Annotated in this window: 24 protein-coding genes; 23 read left to right on the top strand and 1 reads right to left on the bottom strand. The window is 43.1% G+C overall.

The features are described from left to right. The first annotated feature begins 4 nt into the window (after positions 1-4). The 8 genes from FOC32_RS14440 to FOC32_RS14405 all read left to right on the top strand — a co-directional run bounded on the left by FOC32_RS14440 (position 5) and on the right by FOC32_RS14405 (position 4,536). Positions 5-1,084, top strand: coding sequence for a major capsid protein (locus tag FOC32_RS14440; protein WP_175967835.1), 1,080 nt, complete (start codon positions 5-7; stop codon positions 1,082-1,084). 10 nt (positions 1,085-1,094) lie between these two features. Next, on the top strand, positions 1,095-1,454 hold the full coding sequence (locus FOC32_RS14435; RefSeq protein WP_175967834.1) for a hypothetical protein: 360 nt from the start codon (positions 1,095-1,097) through the stop codon (positions 1,452-1,454). Between the two features lie 7 nt (positions 1,455-1,461). Beyond that, positions 1,462-1,905: a gp436 family protein gene (locus FOC32_RS14430; protein ID WP_004893875.1), complete on the top strand. Its 444-nt coding sequence runs from the start codon at positions 1,462-1,464 to the stop codon at positions 1,903-1,905. 7 nt (positions 1,906-1,912) lie between these two features. Continuing rightward, the gene (locus FOC32_RS14425) at positions 1,913-2,410 is read left to right on the top strand and encodes a phage virion morphogenesis protein (protein WP_175967833.1); all 498 of its coding nucleotides are present in this window, start codon (positions 1,913-1,915) and stop codon (positions 2,408-2,410) included. Continuing rightward, positions 2,385-2,807 (top strand): hypothetical protein, encoded by a 423-nt coding sequence (locus tag FOC32_RS14420; RefSeq protein ID WP_175967832.1) that lies wholly within the window; start codon positions 2,385-2,387, stop codon positions 2,805-2,807. The genes FOC32_RS14425 and FOC32_RS14420 overlap by 26 nt, the downstream gene beginning before the upstream one ends. Before the next feature lie 9 nt (positions 2,808-2,816). Continuing rightward, the gene (locus FOC32_RS14415) at positions 2,817-2,987 is read left to right on the top strand and encodes a hypothetical protein (protein WP_175967831.1); all 171 of its coding nucleotides are present in this window, start codon (positions 2,817-2,819) and stop codon (positions 2,985-2,987) included. Beyond that, positions 2,987-3,730, top strand: coding sequence for a hypothetical protein (locus FOC32_RS14410; protein ID WP_004279617.1), 744 nt, complete (start codon positions 2,987-2,989; stop codon positions 3,728-3,730). Before FOC32_RS14415 ends, FOC32_RS14410 begins: the two co-directional genes overlap by 1 nt. A gap of 464 nt (positions 3,731-4,194) precedes the next feature. After that, complete coding sequence (locus FOC32_RS14405; RefSeq protein WP_175967830.1) at positions 4,195-4,536, top strand: hypothetical protein; 342 nt, start codon at positions 4,195-4,197, stop codon at positions 4,534-4,536. 29 nt (positions 4,537-4,565) lie between these two features. On the opposite strand, the gene FOC32_RS14400 is transcribed toward FOC32_RS14405, so the two are convergent. Further along, positions 4,566-4,733 (bottom strand): hypothetical protein, encoded by a 168-nt coding sequence (locus tag FOC32_RS14400; protein ID WP_175967829.1) that lies wholly within the window; start codon positions 4,731-4,733, stop codon positions 4,566-4,568. Between the two features lie 500 nt (positions 4,734-5,233). Here FOC32_RS14400 and FOC32_RS14395 point away from each other — a divergent pair, with 500 nt between their 5' ends. From FOC32_RS14395 to FOC32_RS14325, 15 genes are all read left to right on the top strand, one after another. After that, positions 5,234-5,794, top strand: coding sequence for a hypothetical protein (locus tag FOC32_RS14395; protein ID WP_175967828.1), 561 nt, complete (start codon positions 5,234-5,236; stop codon positions 5,792-5,794). A gap of 53 nt (positions 5,795-5,847) precedes the next feature. After that, positions 5,848-6,129 (top strand): hypothetical protein, encoded by a 282-nt coding sequence (locus FOC32_RS14390; RefSeq protein ID WP_175967826.1) that lies wholly within the window; start codon positions 5,848-5,850, stop codon positions 6,127-6,129. 12 nt (positions 6,130-6,141) lie between these two features. Continuing rightward, a complete protein-coding gene (locus FOC32_RS14385) occupies positions 6,142-6,531 on the top strand; it encodes a DUF4124 domain-containing protein (RefSeq protein ID WP_175967824.1) in 390 nt (129 codons plus the stop codon). Between the two features lie 60 nt (positions 6,532-6,591). Next, positions 6,592-9,948 carry a tape measure protein gene (locus FOC32_RS14380; RefSeq protein WP_175967823.1) on the top strand — a complete coding sequence of 1,119 codons (3,357 nt, stop codon included), beginning with the start codon at positions 6,592-6,594 and terminating at the stop codon, positions 9,946-9,948. Then, the gene (locus FOC32_RS14375; protein WP_175967821.1) at positions 9,945-10,364 is read left to right on the top strand and encodes a hypothetical protein; all 420 of its coding nucleotides are present in this window, start codon (positions 9,945-9,947) and stop codon (positions 10,362-10,364) included. Before FOC32_RS14380 ends, FOC32_RS14375 begins: the two co-directional genes overlap by 4 nt. Then, positions 10,354-12,315 carry a hypothetical protein gene (locus FOC32_RS14370; RefSeq protein ID WP_175967819.1) on the top strand — a complete coding sequence of 654 codons (1,962 nt, stop codon included), beginning with the start codon at positions 10,354-10,356 and terminating at the stop codon, positions 12,313-12,315. The genes FOC32_RS14375 and FOC32_RS14370 overlap by 11 nt, the downstream gene beginning before the upstream one ends. Before the next feature lie 9 nt (positions 12,316-12,324). Then, a complete protein-coding gene (locus FOC32_RS14365; RefSeq protein WP_175967817.1) occupies positions 12,325-13,944 on the top strand; it encodes a hypothetical protein in 1,620 nt (539 codons plus the stop codon). Between the two features lie 53 nt (positions 13,945-13,997). Continuing rightward, positions 13,998-15,206, top strand: coding sequence for a hypothetical protein (locus tag FOC32_RS14360; RefSeq protein WP_175967816.1), 1,209 nt, complete (start codon positions 13,998-14,000; stop codon positions 15,204-15,206). Then, positions 15,199-15,552, top strand: a complete 354-nt coding sequence (locus tag FOC32_RS14355) for a carboxypeptidase regulatory-like domain-containing protein (protein WP_175967814.1) — start codon at positions 15,199-15,201, stop codon at positions 15,550-15,552. Before FOC32_RS14360 ends, FOC32_RS14355 begins: the two co-directional genes overlap by 8 nt. Continuing rightward, complete coding sequence (locus FOC32_RS14350) at positions 15,549-15,941, top strand: hypothetical protein (protein WP_175967812.1); 393 nt, start codon at positions 15,549-15,551, stop codon at positions 15,939-15,941. The genes FOC32_RS14355 and FOC32_RS14350 overlap by 4 nt, the downstream gene beginning before the upstream one ends. 13 nt (positions 15,942-15,954) lie before the next feature. Continuing rightward, complete coding sequence (locus FOC32_RS14345) at positions 15,955-17,973, top strand: hypothetical protein (protein WP_175967810.1); 2,019 nt, start codon at positions 15,955-15,957, stop codon at positions 17,971-17,973. Beyond that, positions 17,966-18,199, top strand: a complete 234-nt coding sequence (locus FOC32_RS14340; protein ID WP_175967808.1) for a hypothetical protein — start codon at positions 17,966-17,968, stop codon at positions 18,197-18,199. Before FOC32_RS14345 ends, FOC32_RS14340 begins: the two co-directional genes overlap by 8 nt. 83 nt (positions 18,200-18,282) lie before the next feature. Next, positions 18,283-18,609 (top strand): hypothetical protein, encoded by a 327-nt coding sequence (locus FOC32_RS14335; protein WP_175967806.1) that lies wholly within the window; start codon positions 18,283-18,285, stop codon positions 18,607-18,609. Further along, complete coding sequence (locus FOC32_RS14330; protein WP_175967804.1) at positions 18,590-18,892, top strand: hypothetical protein; 303 nt, start codon at positions 18,590-18,592, stop codon at positions 18,890-18,892. Before FOC32_RS14335 ends, FOC32_RS14330 begins: the two co-directional genes overlap by 20 nt. After that, the gene (locus FOC32_RS14325; RefSeq protein ID WP_175967802.1) at positions 18,873-19,457 is read left to right on the top strand and encodes a glycoside hydrolase family 19 protein; all 585 of its coding nucleotides are present in this window, start codon (positions 18,873-18,875) and stop codon (positions 19,455-19,457) included. Before FOC32_RS14330 ends, FOC32_RS14325 begins: the two co-directional genes overlap by 20 nt. The last annotated feature ends 4 nt before the right edge of the window (positions 19,458-19,461 follow it).

Here is a 19,461-nt window from a genome sequence, read left to right as displayed (position 1 = left end):
TAACATGCCACAGTCTTTTAATATTGAAGGTGCTCCACTTGAACTTCTTGATGTGGGCGAACTTGCACTAATCCACTCAAATTACCGTCCAATGGATACTTGGCTTTTAGACAAGCTTTTCCCAAACCGCCCGTTATTTAACCGTGATGATGTGCCTTTGGCTGAAGTGTCTGCCGAACATGATCTGGCGCCGCTGGTATCTCCGCAACAGCCTGGTAAGCCATTTGATACCACTCAATCTGGTGAAGTACGCCATGTTAAACCGGCTTACTACAAGCCAAAAAATCAGGTCACTCCGGCTGAAACTTTTGAAATTGCCTTGCTTGAACGCTTACGTACTGCGGGTATCATCTCAACTGGTAACCAGCGATTGTCTGAGCAAGAGCAAATGATCATTGCCCAGATCTCGGTAATGAAGCGCAACCACGATGCAATTGATAACTCTGTCATGATGATGGCGATTGATCTGCTGAAAAATGGTAAATACGCGCTTCACTCAGATGATTATGAATACAACCTGGTGGATTACCGTCGTGATGCATCTTTGACATTTACGCCGTTAACTAAGTGGAATGAAGTTGGTGCTAAACCAGTAACTGATATCCGCACTATGCTTGAACGTCAATTGGCTGCTGATGGTGGTGAAGCTAAGCTATCTGTTATGTCTGGCTTGGTTTGGGCAGCTCTCTGGAACAATGAAGAGTTTAAGAAAGAGTTCATCACGCCGTATGCCGGTATTTCTGTTCCAGTGAATCCAAGTTTTGGTGTTAAGGAATCAGCGACCTTCAAAGGTACTTTTGATGGAATCGAATTCTGGGTATATGACGCAACCTATCGCAACAAGGGTCAGGTAAAGCGCTTTATTCCTAAGGATTACTTCTCATTGATCTCTGATACCAATGGTTCGGTAGCTCATTGTAAGATTAAAAATATGCTGGCCAACGGCGTTGCTCAGCAATACTTTGATCGTCAGTGGTACTGCGAAGATCCAAGCGGCATCATGCTGATGACTGAATCTGCTCCACTGGTTGTGCCGTCTAATAAGAACGGTGTAGTTGGTGGTACTGGCTTTATCACCCTATAAGGAGCAAGACATGCCGAAGTACACAGCAAAACAATCCATCGGGCATTTTATGCCAGGTGATGAAATCAAAGGGCTTGAAGCTAAACAACTTCAGGCCCTTTTAGCATCTGGGGCTATTGAAGAATATCAAGAGCCGGAAGAACCTGAGGCAGACAATACCGCTACTCGTCTGGCTGAACTTGAAAAGGCCAATGCTGAACTAATAGCAGCAAATAAAACCCTAACCGAAGCGAATCAGACAGCAGCTGCTGACAAGGCTAAGGCTGATCAAGAAGTTGCTGAGCTAAAGGCTAAAGTGGCTGAGCTTGAAAAGGTGAAACCTGCAGCTAAGCCTAAGGCGGATACCAAGCCAGCGGATGAAACTAAGTAGGTGATCTATGTATGCGACTAAAGCTGATTTAGTCGCTCGATTTGGTGAAAACGTACTTAACCTTGCACTCATGTTTCCTGCTGATGCTCCAGATCCATTAGAGACAGCATTGCAAGATGCTTGTGAGGAAGTGGACGGATATCTAGCAGTACGCTACCCATTACCCTTGCCAAATGTGCCTAACAATTTAAAGCGAATAGTGTGTGAAATTGCTCGCTATAAACTTTATTTCGAGGAAGCACCTGAAGCTACCGAAGTCCGTTACAGGATGGCGATAGATTTCTTAAAGGGTGTACGGGATGGTAAAAACTCACTGGCAATTTTAGATACCAGTAACCAAATTAGCGACGACCAACCCAAAGGACGACCTTCGACAGCACCAGTCGGTACTTCTTATACCGGTGGTGTATTTGGGGATTCTATCCTGGATCAAATGCCCAGCATGAAGTGAGGTGTTTATGGCTTTTGCAATAACCATTCAGACTGACAGTTCACCTATTGAAGCAGTGCTTGAGCAATTAGGTGACTTTGATTCACTCAAGAGCCAGTTGTTTGATGAGATTGGTGCTGGGCTTGTGAATAGTATTCAGCATCGGTTTTTAACCGGCACTGGTGTGGATGGTAACCCGTGGAAGATTTCATGGCGTGCACGTATGCAAGGTGGCGAGACGCTGCGTGATACTGGCCGTCTAATGAATTCCTACACACACAATGTACTTTCAAGTGGTGTGGAAGTGGGCACTGATGTTGCGTACGCACCTCATTTGCATTACGGCGCAACAATCCTACCTAAGAATGGCCAATACATTACTTTTGCAGTGGGTGGTCAATATCGGAAAGTTAAGCAGTCGATTTTACCGCCTCGAACACAGTTAGGGATCAATGCAGAAGATGAAGCCATGGTTTTAGATATTGTCGGGAGTTTTATAGATGAGCACCTTCTTCGCGGTGCGTGATGAGATTGCAGAAAAGCTGAAAGAGATTCCGGAATTTCTAAAAATCTATACACCGTTGAATTCAGTCAGTGTGACAGAGATGTCGCAGGTCACGCCGTCAGCACACGTCAATTTTGTCCGTATCGATAAAAAAGCCAGTGCAGGTCGTGGAAGTATCAATCAGATCGGCCAGCAATGGGCGGTCACAGTCGCATGCCGTAATGCTCAATCTCAGATGACTGATGGTCGGGCGGTAAGTGATGAAGCTGGTTTTTTAACTGAGAAAGTTATTCAGTTACTTGCCGGCTGGCAGCCTCAAACATCACGTACCGCACTGGATTTCATATCGGTTCGGGATGGCTATAGTCCAGGCTTTGCATATATCACGATTATTTTTGAATCACAAAAATTCATTTAGGAGCCAGTCATGGCAAAACAATACAAAGCATTACAGCCTGTCGGCCGCTTTCAAAAAGGCGATGTCATTGGCGGGCTGGATGATGCTCAAATTAAAAAATTAGTGGCAGATGGCGTGATTCAGGAAGTACCTGAACCTAAATCTGCTCCAGCCAAGAAAACCACAGGGGATGAAAAGTAATGGCTAAATCAGATTTAATCTCGCTTCAAGGCGAGCTTCATTTGGCGAAGATGGTTAATAGTGTGCCATCTGCCTTATTGCCCGTTGGTAATACACCAGAATTGCAAATTGCCATCTCTAGTGAATCCACTGATCACTATGAAAGTAAAACCGGCCTCCGTGCTAAGGATGCGGTACTACGCAAACAAACTGCAGTGGCTATCTCTGGTACGCTTGAAGAAGTAACAAAGCAAAACTTAGCAATGGTCCTAAGTGGCAAATCAATCGAAATCCCTGAAACTCAGCTGACTGATATTACTCTGGGTGCTGTAGAAGCTGGCGCCATGATTGACTTAGGACATCGTAATTTAAGTGAAGTGGATTTTAAAGACAGCTCGGATGTTGCCATCACTTCAGATAAATATGTACTGGATGCTGTTTACGGCACAGTCATTTTTAATGAAGCTATTGTTGGTTCAGTTAAGTTTTCTGCCAAAGCCGGTGCTAAGACACGTACTACAATTGCAACTAACCTAGGTAATGAATATCGCTTGCTGTTTAAAGGCATTGATACTGTTACAGGCGATAAGGTGATCTTAACTTTATGGCGCGTCGAATTTTCGCCAGATACCGAGTTTGATCTAATTCATGAGGACTTCGGATCTTATTCAATTGAAGGTGAAGCACTGGCAGATATCTCTAAAGCTAATGATGAAGAGCTAAGTGTATTTGGTCATATTGAGCGTTTTAGCGTAGCTGCATAAACCCATAAACCATACAGGCACAAAGAAATCCACGGCGCATTAGCGTCTTTTTTTGTGCCTGCCTTATAGTAATAAGTCTTAAAACATTTAAGATGAAACTTAATAAATAGTAAAAAATAAAGATTATGTAATCTTTTGTTATTCTAATTTTCATCTGATGGGGATATAAAAGATATTCACTTCACGTTAAGAATAAAACTGCTATGACTAAAATAGAAATATTTGTCTCCATCCTAGCCGTAATAATTATTTCTACTATTATTTATCTTGTGTGTCAGCCAGTTAACTAATTAAGAACCTCCTTCGGGAGGTTTTTGATAGATGGGATTTTTAAACTTGTTATCTAAAATTAATATTGAATGAGAGCCAAAACAGCTAAACACAACTTTACAAAGTTACCTTCCTAGGCATTAGATAAATTTGAAAAGTGATGTAAAGTGACGCCCTTAACGCAAGGGGATATTATGAAAAATTTAGGCCTATTATTTTTTATTATGATTTTAGCGGGTTGCGGACACAGAGAATCTAACGGTCAGCATCTTGATTTAGAAACAAGCAAAAAGGAACAGCTTGAATTTGCAAAAGAAGCTACAAAAGAATTTATTCCCAACCCTGATTCGGCAAAGTTCCGCAATCAAGTCGGGGATTGTGGGGAAGTTAGCTATAAGGAAGTAGGGGGCACAGATATTGATTTCCAGCGTTTCATTGTGCTTGAAAAGAATATAGTGCTTGTAGAAAATCAGATGGATCCAAAGCAATTTGAGCTTTCATGGAAAAGCTCCTGCACACCAAGTTGGAATAAATAATTATAAGGCCCTCATTTGAGGGCTTTACTTTATTCATCAGATGATTCGGGTGTGTTTGCTTGCTTCCTTGCATGCTCTAAAGCAACCTGTTGTGCTTCAGCTGCAGCAGTAGCTTCAATTGGTGGTTCTGATGCAATAGCTACGGTACCAGTAAATCCCATTAAAGCTAAGATTAGAATTTTCGAATACTTTTTCATTTGAATTTCCTCTACGTTTCTAAGACTTAATTTCAGTGTAGAGAATGATTTAAATCGTGGATGTAGCAGCTATGTCGGGATATGTAAGATATTCAAGGCTAGAGTTAGAAGGATCTAGTTTTGCGTAAGAATGCTTTTCGGTTGAAACTTTTTGTTGAGTTGCTTAACGAAATGTTTGAATGCTTCAGTAGGTAGCTACACTCTAAAGAAACTTCCCTAACTTCTAAATCTTTGTAACATCCAATAATTTTTTTGTAATATTTATGTTATTAATTGTTTGCTTTGCTTATCATATGAATGATGAAAAGTGGAGCACCGAAAATGCTAACGAAAACAGAAATCGTTGTTGTCATACTAATGGTACTAGCCTTAATTTTCATCGTTTATGAGATGGGACAAGGTGGTAGTTGGACTTTATAGAATTCAGCCTTTATTAAAGTTAAAAGAAAAGCACCTTAGGGTGCTTTTTTAATATCTAAAATTTTTCTCGGGATTCCACCATGAATGATTTTTTCCTAGCAACAAACCGAAGCATTAAAGTTAATGACATCGAAGTGCGTCAGATCCAGATGAAAGACTTTGATACCTGGGCGGTGGATGCTGAAGTTTTGAAGAACTTCATCAAAGACCAAAATCATTCAGATGAGATTTTGACAGGGCTATTTAAAGCTCATGGGGTGCAGGTCATTTCGACTATGTCATGTGTCACTGATCTGAACAATGAATCACTGGTAGAACTGGCTGCTGATGAGAAGAGTTTTAAGGAGTTGCTAAAAGCGGTACTTCTGATCAACCAGGCTTACTTTAAATACGAAAAGCCAAAACGCGGCATTAAAAAGAAAGATGACTCCACCTGGTTTGATTCATTCCAGTTTCTGGTGTCAATGGGCCATCAACATAGTGAAATCATGGAAATGACCTACGGTGCATTCCAGAGCTACGTTAAGGCTGCAAATAAGCTGTATAAGCAGGGAATCTTCAATAACGCCGTTGCAGCACGTGTCGCTCAATCAGATAAAAAAGGCTTTGAGTCATTCAAGAAAGAAATGGTTTCTGATTGATCGAGCAGCACCCTAAAGTTATGATGTGAAAATAACTATTTAGGGGGTTCACATTGAAAAAATTACTATTAGCTTTGTTTTTGGTGTCTGGTTTTGCATATGCAGAAAGAACAACTACAAGTATTCGTACACCATCTGGTGATCTGGTAAAAATTGGAGATAGCCATCAAGCACTTAAAGATAAGCTTCAAGTAAGCAAACCTAGATTCTATGTGTTAGATGATGGAAAGCTTTACTGTGCGGCAACTGAATATGTGAAAAGTGTTGATTTGCAGGAATACAACATCATCTTATGCCGAGACAGAATCGTGAAGATTCTTTGGCGTAATCTTTAAATGAGGTGCTAGATGAAATATCTTATAAGTATTATGTTCTGTATCTTAGCTCAAAGCTCTTTTGCTTCTGAGGTTTATACTTGCACTATAAACGGAAAAACGGTTTATCAGGGTAAGCCTTGTGCGGGAAAAGATTCGCATAATCAAGTTCAGCAGGCGCAGGCTAAAATCAAAGGGCAGCAGGCAGCTAGAGAAAAAGCAAGAGCTGAACGTGATGCAAGGAAAGAGCCGCGTATTGGTATGAGTAAATCTGAAGCCGAAAAGACAACTTGGGGTTATCCAGATAAAGTAAATACCACCACAACTGCTGCAAATGAATTTGAGCAATGGGTTTACCGTGGTTACCGCTCAACGCGCTATCTGCATTTTACCAATGGAAAGCTAACATCTATCTCCAACTAAAAGATGATTGCCACAAACCCACTTCGGTGGGTTTTTTAATACCTAAAATTTGAGGTCAGCATGTCAAAGAATTTAACCTTTAAACTTATTATGGATGCTGACAATAAAGGCTTTGTTAGCAGCGTAAAACAATCTGAAAGTGTTGCGAAGTCCGTATTTGATGCAATCAAAACCGAGTCTGATAAGTTAAAACAAAGCTCGGCTGAAGCTTCAAAAGAGCTTGGCAATATCATTCCAAAAGGCACAAGTGAGTTAGCTGCAGACTTAACTAAATCATTATCCAGTGCCACCGAAATTATTAAAGATGCAGGTGAAAACGCAAAGTCTACTGCGGATAACTTCACGGATTTTGGCAACAAATCACACAAGGCTTTAGATTTATTAAAAGCTGACTTAACAAGTGCTAAACAAAAGCTACAAGAGTTCGCTAATTCCAATGCGTCGCCTGCAGATATTGAAGTAGCACAACGCCAAGTAGATCAACTTGAAAAGGAGGTTCAGCAGGCTGACCAAGCATTTAACGACTTTCAGGCAGAAGTCGGCAGAGCGAATACTCAACTTAAAGAAACAGATTCTGCGGCTGCATCGGCTAAAAAAGGCTTAGATGGCGCTAAGTTTGCAGTTAATGCACTTGTTAGTGCTATGGCTGCATTAGGTGTTGGGCTTGGTTTGCGTGAATTGGCTGAAGCTGCAGACTCATATACTAATCTCTCAGCACGCATAAAGATCGCTACAGCCGAGCATGGAAATTTTGAGCAAGCTATGGCTGGCGTGCATCAAGTTGCGTTGGCTACCAATTCAAATTTAGAAGCTACAGCAGGTTTATTCACGAAAGTGAATGATGTAGGTAAGCAGATGGGGATGACCCAGCAGCAAAGCCTAGATTTAGTTAAAACCATCAATATGGCTATTCAGACAGGCGGAGGGTCTGCTCAAGCGAGTGAAGCGGCAATTACCCAGTTTACGCAAGCATTGCAGTCAGGCGTATTGCGCGGTGATGAATTTAACTCAATTATGGAGCAAGCCCCTGGCATTTCTAAGGCATTGGCTGCTTCGCTAGGTGTTACAACTGGCGAACTCCGCAAAATGGCTGAAACTGGAGAGCTGTCTACAGAGAAAGTCATTAAAGCATTGCAGGGACAATCGGCTGCTATTCAGGCGGAATATGACCAATTCCCAACAACGATTGGAAATGCCCTAACCAAGATTGCAACACAGTGGCAAATCTTAATTGGCACAATGGATCAGGCGAATGGCGCCAGTGCAACGGTAGCCGAATGGCTTGTCGTGCTTGCTGACAATATGGATGTGGTGAATATCCTTCTCAAGGACGTTGGTGAGGGATTCGTCTGGGTAGGAGATCAGCTTAAAAAAATAGATATATCTATATTTGAAAGCCTAAAAAATGCTTTAAGCAGTGCATACGACGCTATTAAGGATGTTGTAATCACGTTAGCTGATTTAGGTAAAACAGTTGCAGATGTGTTGGGCACTAGCCTATCAACAGCATTATCAGCTTTATCGTCACTGACTGGTGAAGTTACCGAGGCAGGTGAACAGGTCAGCTTTTTAGAGCGTGTTCTACAAGGTCTCTCGATAGCATTTGGCTTTATTTCTGATGGTGCAGCGGCAATCAAGATTGGCATCAATCTTTTAACAGGTGCATTTTTTGATTTAGCAGGTGCAGCAAATAGCGTACTTGCTGCTTTGACTTGGGGTGACTTAAGCAAACAGTTTGCCGCCAATGCCGATGCGATGAAGCAAAAGGCTAAAGAATACTATGCTGAAGCAGATAAGGATGCGCAAGACTTTCAATCCAAAGGTTTGCAACGCCTTGAGGAAGCCTCTAAAACCCAAGCCGAAAAAGACGCTGAATCAGTCGCATTATCTAAAGCCAAGCTTGAACAACTTTTAGCAGATCAGACTGCAGAAGTTGAAGGCAAGAAAGTATCTGAGCAAGAAAAACTGAAAGCCGTTCAGGATTACGCCGAGGCAGCAATTAAAGCCAATGGCGGTGTCATGGACGGTACCATGCAAGCCGAATTGATGACGAAAGGTTACATCGTCACAATGAATGACGCAGGCAAGGTCAGTGTCGAAGCTTGGGATGCGGCTGCCGAAGGTGCTGAAAGAAATGCCAATATGGCAGACAAGGCGCGTAAAGCTGCAACAGCCTTAGGTTTGGATTTAGACGTTTCTTTAAATCGAGTTTCTGCAAAATTCAAGGAAACAGAAGGCCAGCTAGATAGCTTTGCAGGTGGCCTTGAGGGTTTAGGTGTTGAAGGGAAACAGGCTGGTGATATGACCTATCAAGCTTGGCTTAAATGGCTGGAAACAGCGAAAAGCCAAGCTGAAATTGACTATGCCAAAGCAAAACTTCAAGAATTTGGCACCCAAGGTCAAATTTCAACATCGCAGGTTGAGCAGGGTTTAATTGCGATCAAGCTACAGGCTCAAGGACTACCAGATGACATTGATCCGGTTACTGAAGCGTTTAAGCGCCTTGGTATTCAGACCAAGGAGCAATTAAAGCTTTCCGCTCAACAGGCCTTAATGGATTACATCACGATTCGGGATAGTGGCAAGGCCACAGCTGAAGGCATTCAAAAGGCCTATGAAAAAGCTGCTCAGTCTGCGGCTGCATCCGGTGACGCAGGAAGAATTGCAGCGGTAAATGCAATGAATGCCGGGCGTAATCTAGAAGTGCAGATTGATGATACTGGAAAGGCTGTTGTCAAAACCATGGATGATTGGACCAAATCCAATGACCGCGTTAAGGATTCCGCACGTGGCATTGGTGATGGATACCGTCACGCAGGTCAGATTGCACGTGAAGAAGCCAAATCTTCTACCGAAGCTTGGGCCGATGCTGTCAACAAGGCTAAGAGTGATTTCAATAAAGAAATGAAGCGACAGGGCGAGGCATTGAGTAAAGGCATATATGACTATGACTCTTACACCAAGTCTGATGTGATTTCGCAGCTGAAAAGCAAAGGCTATGACGATAAAGAGGCTGAGAAATTGGCTGGAACCATTTGGTCGAAAGCTATGGCGGCAGATCGTGATGCTAAAGCTGAAGGTCTTGGAAAGGAAAGCAGCGTGGCAATGAAAGCATTAATTAATGCTGAATTTGATCGTGCCGCAGCGAATGGAATAACCACTCAGCACGGAACTAATAAGATCAATGAACTACTTCGCAGTATCAATGTGGCTTCTACCGGTTCCAGCAGTTTTAATGACTATGCGCCGTCTATTCCGTCAGCGCCGTCTGTCAGAGACACTGGACAGCCCGCCAAAGAGGTTACTTATAACTTTGATTTTAATGGCAAACAGATGCAATTTAGTGGGCCAGCAGGTCAGGAGTCTTTAATGAATGAGCTTGTGAATCAATTAAAAATACAGGCGAGATCAACATGAAATTAATCCGCTTAAGCACATCAGAAACCGTCCTATTAGAGGACGGTTTTTTATGGCCTGATGAATTCTCATGGAAGGCCATTGAGCAGAATCAAGCCTATGCCATGGATGGCTCTCTGATCATTCAGGAAGGAAAGAAGAAGTCTGGCCGACCAATTACCTTGCAACCGGCAGATCAGGAAATGGGCTGGATCAAGCTGCGTGAACTGCGGACTGTTTTGGAATGGTCCAAGCTGCAGGGTGAAAATTTCAGACTGCAGTTTGAACAACCACATGATAGCCGGCAATTCACAGTCAAATTTAACCACCAGGATGGGGCTTTAGAGGCCGCACCGGTGAAAGGAATTCCAGCTGTGTCGCTGGATGATTATTTTAATGTGACCTTGCGCTTTACGGAGTTAGACGATGGCGATTGAAACCAAGGATTTAGTGATCTACAAGTCTGAACGCTTGACCGATAACTCTGATGGTGGTGGTAAATACTCTGGTGTAGTGGTTCAGGACGGTATTAGTAATAACTTGTTCAATGACGTATCGGAAATGGATCGAACCATGGGTGATGTGTCCATGCGTAAAATCTTTCCAGCAGTGACCACTGAAGATACTGATCTACTGATGGGTGCAACAGTTTTTGTCTCTGAACTGCCTAAAGACCCAAACGTATCAGCATTACTTTTCAGTACCAAAAACTGGACCGATGAACGCCAATCTGCCCAGAACCGGGTAGAAAATTATCTAGCCAAAGGTGGTCAGATTGCTGGCACACCACTGGATACGCACTGGAAAGGTATGTCATCACTTCAGGTGGCCATGTTTCCACAAGAAACTGAAAGCTCGGTCGGTGATACCATTGTCCTGATCAGTGATGAAGGTAAGGCTTTAGAGCGTGAGCAGTATGTACGCATTACCAAAGTTGAAACTCGTACCGCAATCATGGTGGTTGATAACAAGAATGTTGAATACAAGGTTGCTACTTACTCTCTAAATGATGCTCTGGAAGTTGATTTTGTCGGTTTATCGGCACGCCAGTGGTACAACGGTGAGAAATCAAAAACCATCATCCGCGATACCATTGTTGCTGATACCGGTCTGTATTACTCATCTACAGCACTGGCTTCTGATGCCAATGTTGGTGAATTTACAGTCAATGCCAAAAGTATCTTTGCTCAACTCATTCCATCAGCTCAGACAGAAACACCGATCATTGATGTCAACGCTGCAGGTGAAAGTGTGGTACTGGTGGCGGGTAATGAAGGTACCATCACGGTCAATTATCCGAATATGGTCATTGGGGCCAGTCAAAACCTGTATATCGGCTCAGCTGTGATTCCTTCCAGTATTTCTTTCACGATGCAAGGTCAGCAGATTACCGATCAGGGTGGTTTACTCAAGAATACGCAAGGCACACAAGTTGGCACGATTGATTATCAGCGTGGTTTGATTCAGTGGACTGCGGCAGCACCGGCTGGAACCGCAAGTCTGAATATTACATTTAAACCAGCAGCTGCACCGAATCAGTATTACCAAAGCCATGCCATTCCGGTAACTCAAAATAATCAAAGTACTAACTGGACTGGAGTGTTAATTCCTATTCCGGCACCTGGTGCACTGTCCATTTCGTACATGTCGCAAGGCAAGTTCTATGAACTTAAAGATGATGGCTCGGGGCAGTTAAAAGCTGCCAGTCCGTCTTTTGGTTCGGGCATGATCAATTATGAGACCGGTTCGTGGTTATTGACCACTGGCGCACTGCCGGATGTAGATACGCCGATCCTGCTGAACTGGGGTACACCGATTGTCACCTTCGTAAGATCAAATTTAACCGTGGAAAAAGCTGCATTTGATTTTGATTTAGGTCGACCAGGTGTTTTGCCGGGTATCACGATTAACTGGGCCCTAGAAGGTGAAGAGAAAACAGCAACCTCCAATGCTCAGGGCAAATTTACCGGTGATGCCACCGGTGAAATTAATTATGCCACCGGGATTGGCAAAATCATTCCGAATAAGTTGCCACAGAAAGGCACAGTCTTTTCAGTGATCTATAACTACGGCACTTCACTTGAGCAGACCAAGATGGATGTTGCTCCTGTAAATCAAAAGCTGACCTTTACCATTGGTACGGGACCAGAAATTCAGCCAAATAGTGTTGAGTTAAAAATTCCACTTCAAAGCAGTGAGGGGATTGCAGGGTCTGTAACCCTGACAGATGTGCCGGTGAATGCAACCATGGGGAATTTAGTGAACAGCCGCGGTCAAGTGCAAGGCACCATTATCTATGCCACTGGCGCAGTTGAAGTCACACCAAAAAGTTCAGCGAGCAGATTTGTGCAAACCTTTACACCTATGGCTACCTATGCGGCTGCCTAGCGAGGAAATATGTCTTTTTATTCTCCACAAACGTCAGATATTCAAGGCGAACAGGTTGAGCTGAAGGCCTTTAATGCTGTTGATGTTCAAGTGAAATACCGAGATACATCTGGATCTAACTCGGCAACGCATACGGTGACGGCAGATAAACTCAAGCTTGATTTATCATCTGGTTTTGATGAGCAGATTTTGACAGGATCAGCCCGCTTCAAAGTGGGCGCTGATACCTTTCTGGATCGTACCGGCTTGCTATATCGCAATGTGAATCCAACCAATAACAGCGGGATTCAATCCGGTGTTATCCAGTATGGTACAGGGATTGTTGAAATTGATTCCTGGACCCCGAATGCAGATAACACGATTACTCTGGAATCCCTAACCACCACAACTGACTTATTGCCGGTCAACAAGATCAGCTTTAGAACACCAATCATGCCGATCCGGCCACAATCTTTAACTGTAGTAGTGGGTACGCTTGAATATGGCCAGCTCACACTGACTGCTGATGAAAATGGCGTAATTGAAACCAGTCGGGCGCATGGGCAGGTCAATTGGGATAATGGCTTTGTCACGATTTACTTTTATACCAAAACCAAAATCACTGAAGCCAACCGTGCGGAGATTGAGGAAAACGACTGGTACGATCCGCTGCTTGAATATCAGGAGGGAGCCGATACTTATATCAATGTGCCAGTCTGGGTAGATGCTTCATCAGTGCGTTATAACGCAGTGGCTTATACTTATATCCCACTAGATTCGGAAATTTTAGGCCTATCAGCCACACGTTTGCCGATTGATGGCCGGGTGCCAATTTTCCGGGTCGGTGGCATTGGAATCGTCAGTTCAAGCAAAGTGCAAGAGCTACCCAGTGCAATTGCAGGTACCACCTATGATTTGAATGATCAGCGCATTTCATGGGTAGAACTTGAGGATGCCAACGGAACGAAAGTCGCCTTCGATTTGTACATGGTTGATTATGATTATGGCCGTGTGACATTGGGTGGTGACTTCGCACTGGGTAATCTGGTGGAGCCACTGGTAGTGAAATACCGCTATCAGGATATGGGGCTGATTCGTGATGTTCAGATTAATGGTCAGCTGACTTTCACCAAGCCTTTAACCCATAACTATGATGCAGTCGATACCATTGTTGGTTCTGCTTTGGTCATTGGTGATATGCAGGCACGCTACACACGGAAGTTTGTGCAGCAAGCCTGGAATAGTGTCTGGAATGATGAGCCAACCGTGGGGGCAATTTCAGCTAATTATAATGATTCCCTTTATCCAATCTTAACCACCAATAAAGGCGCAATTCAGGAGCGTTGGGCGATTGTTTTCACTGGCGCAGAAACTTTTTACTGTGTTGGTGAGTATACGGGGCGATTAGCCCTAACCGGCTCAACCAGTGTTGATTATTCTCCATCTAACCCAATCACTGGTGCACCATATTTCACAATCAAAAAAGAAGGATGGGGAGCTGGTTGGGCAAATGGCAACGTCTTGCGATTCAATACAATAGCAGCCAACTTTCCAGTATGGGTAATTCGTACAGTGAAACAGTCAGAGCCAGCAGTACTGTCAGATCAATTCCAGATCATGCTGCGTGGTGACATTGATCGAGTTGTCTGAATATAAATCAAAATATGGCCGCTTCATGCGGTCTTTTTTTATGAGTAAAACAAATGACAATGAAGCAAATCCAAACAAAACTATTTGATTTTAGTGATACTGGTCTAGATTTCAGCCCAGGTTCAAAAAACCTGTTTCCTGACCGTTTTAAGAAAATGCTATCACTTGGCTATAACGAGCGGACTGTTTCAAGTGTGGCGGTAGTAGGCAATCAAGTTACATTTACCTATGGTGGTACGCATGGTTATGTGGCGGATCGTGTATTAAAGGTCAGTGCGCCTGAGCTTTTAAGTATTAATAGTGGTGAGTTTGTTATCGATAGTGTGACTGAAAACACAGTCACAATGACGATTGATGGAACACCAGCATCTATTGCGGGCAATTTTACAACCAAGGTTGCCCCACTTGGTTGGGATTTGGTTTATGAGTTAAATCATATCCATATTTACAAATTTAAGCACATTGATGACTCGGATATGTATGCGCGACTGTGTTTTCAAAACGCAACCGCATCAGGAAATCGCAACTGTATTGCTGTTGGTATTGGACGAACTGTTGATTTAGCCTTAGGACATATTACTGACCCAAATTGTATGGCTGATCTGGCGACTTGTGCGACTGTCGCAGATGCAACATCAAACTTAAGATGGGATTTTACCAACTCAACAGCCACAACATTCAACAACTATACATATACGCAAGGATATAACACTTTTGGTAATGCGGTAGTTGTCGGGAGCAAATTTCACTTTTTGATTTTATATAGTATTAGTAGCGGTAATCTGTATGGACAAGTAGCTGGATTTGTACCTTTTCACAGTTTTTATAATGTAATTAATTATCCACTTTTAATTTTACACAACAATGGCGCAGCAACTACAGGCGCGGGAGGTTTTGATTCCGCGTGCAATCTGCTTCTAGGGAAGGAGTACTGCACTACCGTTGCTGAGGGTGGCTCAAGAAGCTTTAGCTCTTACTCACCACCATCAAGTTTTATGCCTAATAGCATAGATGGTTTTAATACAACAACGTGTGAAAATCTTAATGTGTATCACACCACTAGTAGGCAGCAGTTAGGGTGTGTTGTAGGTGGATTATATAGAGGTCTATATAATTCAAGTAATGCACTATCTGCTGACTATAAAGAAAAACCACAAGTAACAACTGATATAGATTTTGGTTCAAAAGTACTGGTGTTTAGTGCTGGTTGGTCTAGTAAAACTTGGTTTGTTGTACCAATTGAGGAAATAAAAATTGCTTAAAATACATAGGGTTTTTATTGGTGGCTATCAGCCAAATTACGACAGATTGAGAGAAATGGGCTATGCAATTGTACGCCTCCACAAGCCGATTATTACAGCATTGAATGCAGATCAAGGTCTTGGACAAATCAAAGGCACAACCAAAAAAGTAGGCGCCAATTACTCACCAGTCCCTGTTTGTATTTTTAAGCGTAGTAACCGCCAACTACTTTGGGAAACCACATCAAAAGCCGATGGCTCTTATGCCTTTCGTAATATTGCTGTTGGGCTGGAATGCTTTGTAGTGGCCTTCGATCCAGATGAAGAATATAACGCAGTGATTTCAGATAAGGTGGTAGCAAAATGATCCAAACCTCTTTAGCTGCTGGGCTGGCTCAATTACAGGCACTGGCAAATTTTTTAGATCAAGGTAGCGCAAACGCTACCTTTGTTTTTTATGATGATGCAAAGCCTGCAGATGTAACGGTAGCAGCAAACAATAACGCCAGATTGGTTACATTAACGCTGCCTAAACCCTCAATCAAACAGGTGCATACCGATTACGTTGAGTTGAATCAGACAGATGCAGCAACAGTTATAAAATCAGGTACTGCAGTTTGGGCGCGCCTATTTAATGGGGAGGGAAAAGCAGTGGCTGATCTTTCGGTTAATACGAATATAATTCTTGCGAATCCGGGATTGGTACTAGGCAGCACCCTTATGATGAACTCACTGATCCTACGACCATCAACATAAACGAGGTGGACATGTGTCGAACTATATTCCACCCGATGGCCATCAAGTAAACCTTAATTTTAAAGATCAAGTCACAGGCTCTACCGATCTTAACTTTGGTAGTGATGGCCAGAATCTTGCTTCTCTAGATGTTGTAGTTAATACACAGATTATTGCTGAGCTTAATGCTGTTAGTGATAGTAACGACGTATTGGATGCCCAGATTAATACGGGCTTTAATGCTGAGTTTAATGCTGTTACAGGGCAGTTTGCTCAACTAGATATACAACTGCAAACCGGTTTTATAGCCGAATTATCCGCAGTTAGAATTGATCAATACTGTGTAGTGGATACGATCATTCAAACCGGATTAAATGCCCAATTTGAAGCGTTATTCGATATCAATCATCTGGTTGGTGTGTCTTATGGCTTTGGCATGCGATATAAGGAAGCCATCGCAGCCTTGAGCACCACAGAAATACCATGGGCCAAACCAGTATTAAGAGTCTCGAATGAGGCTCTTTTTTATGAGCAGGGCTTGGTGATTTCTAATCAAGTGGATATTTGGCATGAGCAGGCAGGATCATTAACTCGGGCGGTCAGATCCTTGCATGAGCAGGCAACCGGTTTAAGTTCTAATGCATGCATCATCTGGGAGGAAGGCGATAAGCGCTTTATTCATCAACTCTATGTGCATCAAGAAACAATCAAACTGCGTCATAACCGCGAAACGGTCTGGCAGGAAATGATTCGCCGGCGTAAGACGTTTACTTACTCACATGAAGTGGCTCAAGTCTTTGAGCACCGCTTTTCATTTGAGTGGGATAAAAGCCTTGAGATTATCACCAAGTCGGATTTGCCTTGGGATCAGGCCAAAGCGATTCATTACCGCAAGCATCCGGTTCAACCTTGGCCAAAGCCTGAAATACCCAAATACGAAGGCACGGGTGATTTAAATTTTGTCTGCCTCTGTCATGACGTTGATTCACACAATGTTGTTTTAAATTTTGGTGCAGATGACTGTATCCCAGCACTGCCGAAACGAAACTGGTGGTATATCGTGAATACATTAACAGCCGAGCGATTAGATACCGGCGAGAAGATTAAAGTCATGGATGGTACATACAGTACCAGTCGATCTCAATGGTGCTGGACCTATTCCATTACTGTAGCTCACACTGAAAAAGACAAACTACAGCCGATTGATGGGCAGCCAGTGATTCTTAAAGTCATGATCAATGGTTTTGAGTATCATATCTTGCTTGAAGATCCTGAGGAAACCCGACGCTTTGCCAGTGTTTTATACACTTACCCTGGCCGAAGTATTACCGCACTGAACTCGGATAAGTACGGGCCAACACGCTCATTCATTCAGGATAACGAACGCACCTCTGTTCAACTGGTTCAGGCTGAAATTGACCGAGCGAATAGCGGTACCAACTTGGACTGGAAACTGATTGATGAATTGGGCTGGATCGTACCGGTGGAGAGCCTGAGTTATGCAGAGCTGGCGCCAATCGATGCAATCAAGCAGGTGATTGATGCAGGGGGTGGCTTTATCTATAGCCAGAAAGCAGGCAATACGCTGACTATTATGCCCCGGTACCAGAAAGGTTATTGGGATGCGATGACGGTAGATGATTACGACATTCTGTTATCTGAAAGCCTAGTAATGCAGCAGAACATCAAGCAGAACGATGAATACATTGCAGACTTTAATGCCATCACAGTGGTGAATAGTCGTACTGGGGACAGTTTAAAAGTACAGCAGCGAGGAACCTCGGGTGATGTACCTTTAGAGGCAGTCACTGGTCAACTATTTAATGTGGTATCGGGTGCCAGCTATGGCAAAAATGAACTGGTCAAAGCCAATATTCAGGAGTTACATACCTTCTCAGATATTCCGGTCAGTCAGGAAATTGGCGAGATGCTACCGGGTAAAACGATTGCTTTTAATGGCCAGTGGTGGGGTGTAATTGATGGAGTGAGTGGCAGCTTTTCGCATGAAAAGGTCAACGAAACCATTATCGTGGAGCGCATCAGCCGTGAATAATCCTTTATTTGAACTGCGAAAGCTTTTAAATCCGACGCATGCGGAATATATCGGCACCATCACCTCAGTGAAGCACCCAGAATACCGGGTGCAGATTGATGGAGGATCCGGTCCAGTATTATGTACATCCGGCACTGCTTATAACTTGGGTGCCAGAGTAGTCATCTCAAATCAGGTCATTTTAAGGCCCGCACCCACTGGCCAGCATTCAGAAGTAGAAGTCTAAAAAACTTAACCAAACAACAGCACCTTTTTAGGTGCTTTTTTATTGCCAAACAATAGGGGTATGTATGACTAAAGGGGATGTATATGGACTTTCTTAGTCAAGTATTGGAAAGCATAAAGAACCATTCACACATCCTTTTTACAGGTGTGCTGGGTGCAACTTTTGGCTTTCTATTAAGTAAGGAGCCAACCCGGGATCGCTGGATAGGATTCTTTGCAGGCTTCATTTTATGTGTGGTCTTTGCTAAACCGGCAAGTTTATTTCTTGCTAGCGGTAACTACCCAGAACTATTTGGTTTCATTCTGGGCGCTGCTGGTAAAAGTACAGCTGAAGCATTATTAAGTTTGGCTCGATCAAGACTTCTTGGTTTAGTCAAAAAGGAGAATGAAGATGCTGCTAATCATAAGTAAGACGGCATTAGTATTGTTTCTGGTTTCGTTTGCAATCATGGTATTTCACCCAAAAATTAAATTACCAAAGCACATCGATTTTCTTTTGATGCTGTCAATTATTTTTGGGGTAGCACTCTTTGTAAAAGATGAGTATTCACCTAGTCCAGCCGGAACTCTTTTTTTCACCACAGTAAGTATTTTATTCGCACTCTTTACCCGACAACTCTATATTTGGGGTAAGGGTGGTGCACGTCCTAAATTTTTTAATACGGATAAAGATGATGAACACCACTCAGATTAAAAAACTCCAAAGAGCAGTGGGTGTGCATGATGACGGCATTATTGGTCGTGGCACCTTGACTGCAGTATTTAAAAAACTAGGTGCCAGTCAAGCGCGTGCTGAAGAACTTGGTCTGGCTGCCAATATTCACATGCGGACCTATGGCATCTTGGATAATTCACTTCGATTGATTCACTTCCTTGCACAACTTGCACATGAGTCTGGCAACTTTCGATACATGGAAGAAATTGCATCTGGTGCCGCGTACGAAGGCCGAAAGGATTTAGGTAATACACAGCCAGGGGATGGGAAACGATTCAAAGGCCGTGGCCCGATTCAATTGACTGGACGTGCCAATTATCGCAGATACGGTCAACAGCTTGGCATCGACTTTGAAAACAATCCTGAGATTGTGGCAATCCCAAGTGTAGGCTTACTGGTCGCCTGTAAGTTTTGGTTTGATAATGGCTTGAATGCTTTAGCAGATCAAGATGATTTAAGAGCGATTACACATCGCATTAATGGCGGCTATAACGGCTTTGAAGATCGTAAAGCGCACTTAGCAAAGCTGAAAAGCTGGGTGTAAAAAT

This window comes from Acinetobacter sp. FDAARGOS_724 (assembly GCF_013364475.1).
GTDB classification, from domain to species: domain Bacteria; phylum Pseudomonadota; class Gammaproteobacteria; order Pseudomonadales; family Moraxellaceae; genus Acinetobacter; species Acinetobacter variabilis.
This window is presented reverse-complemented; position numbering and strand designations above follow the sequence as displayed.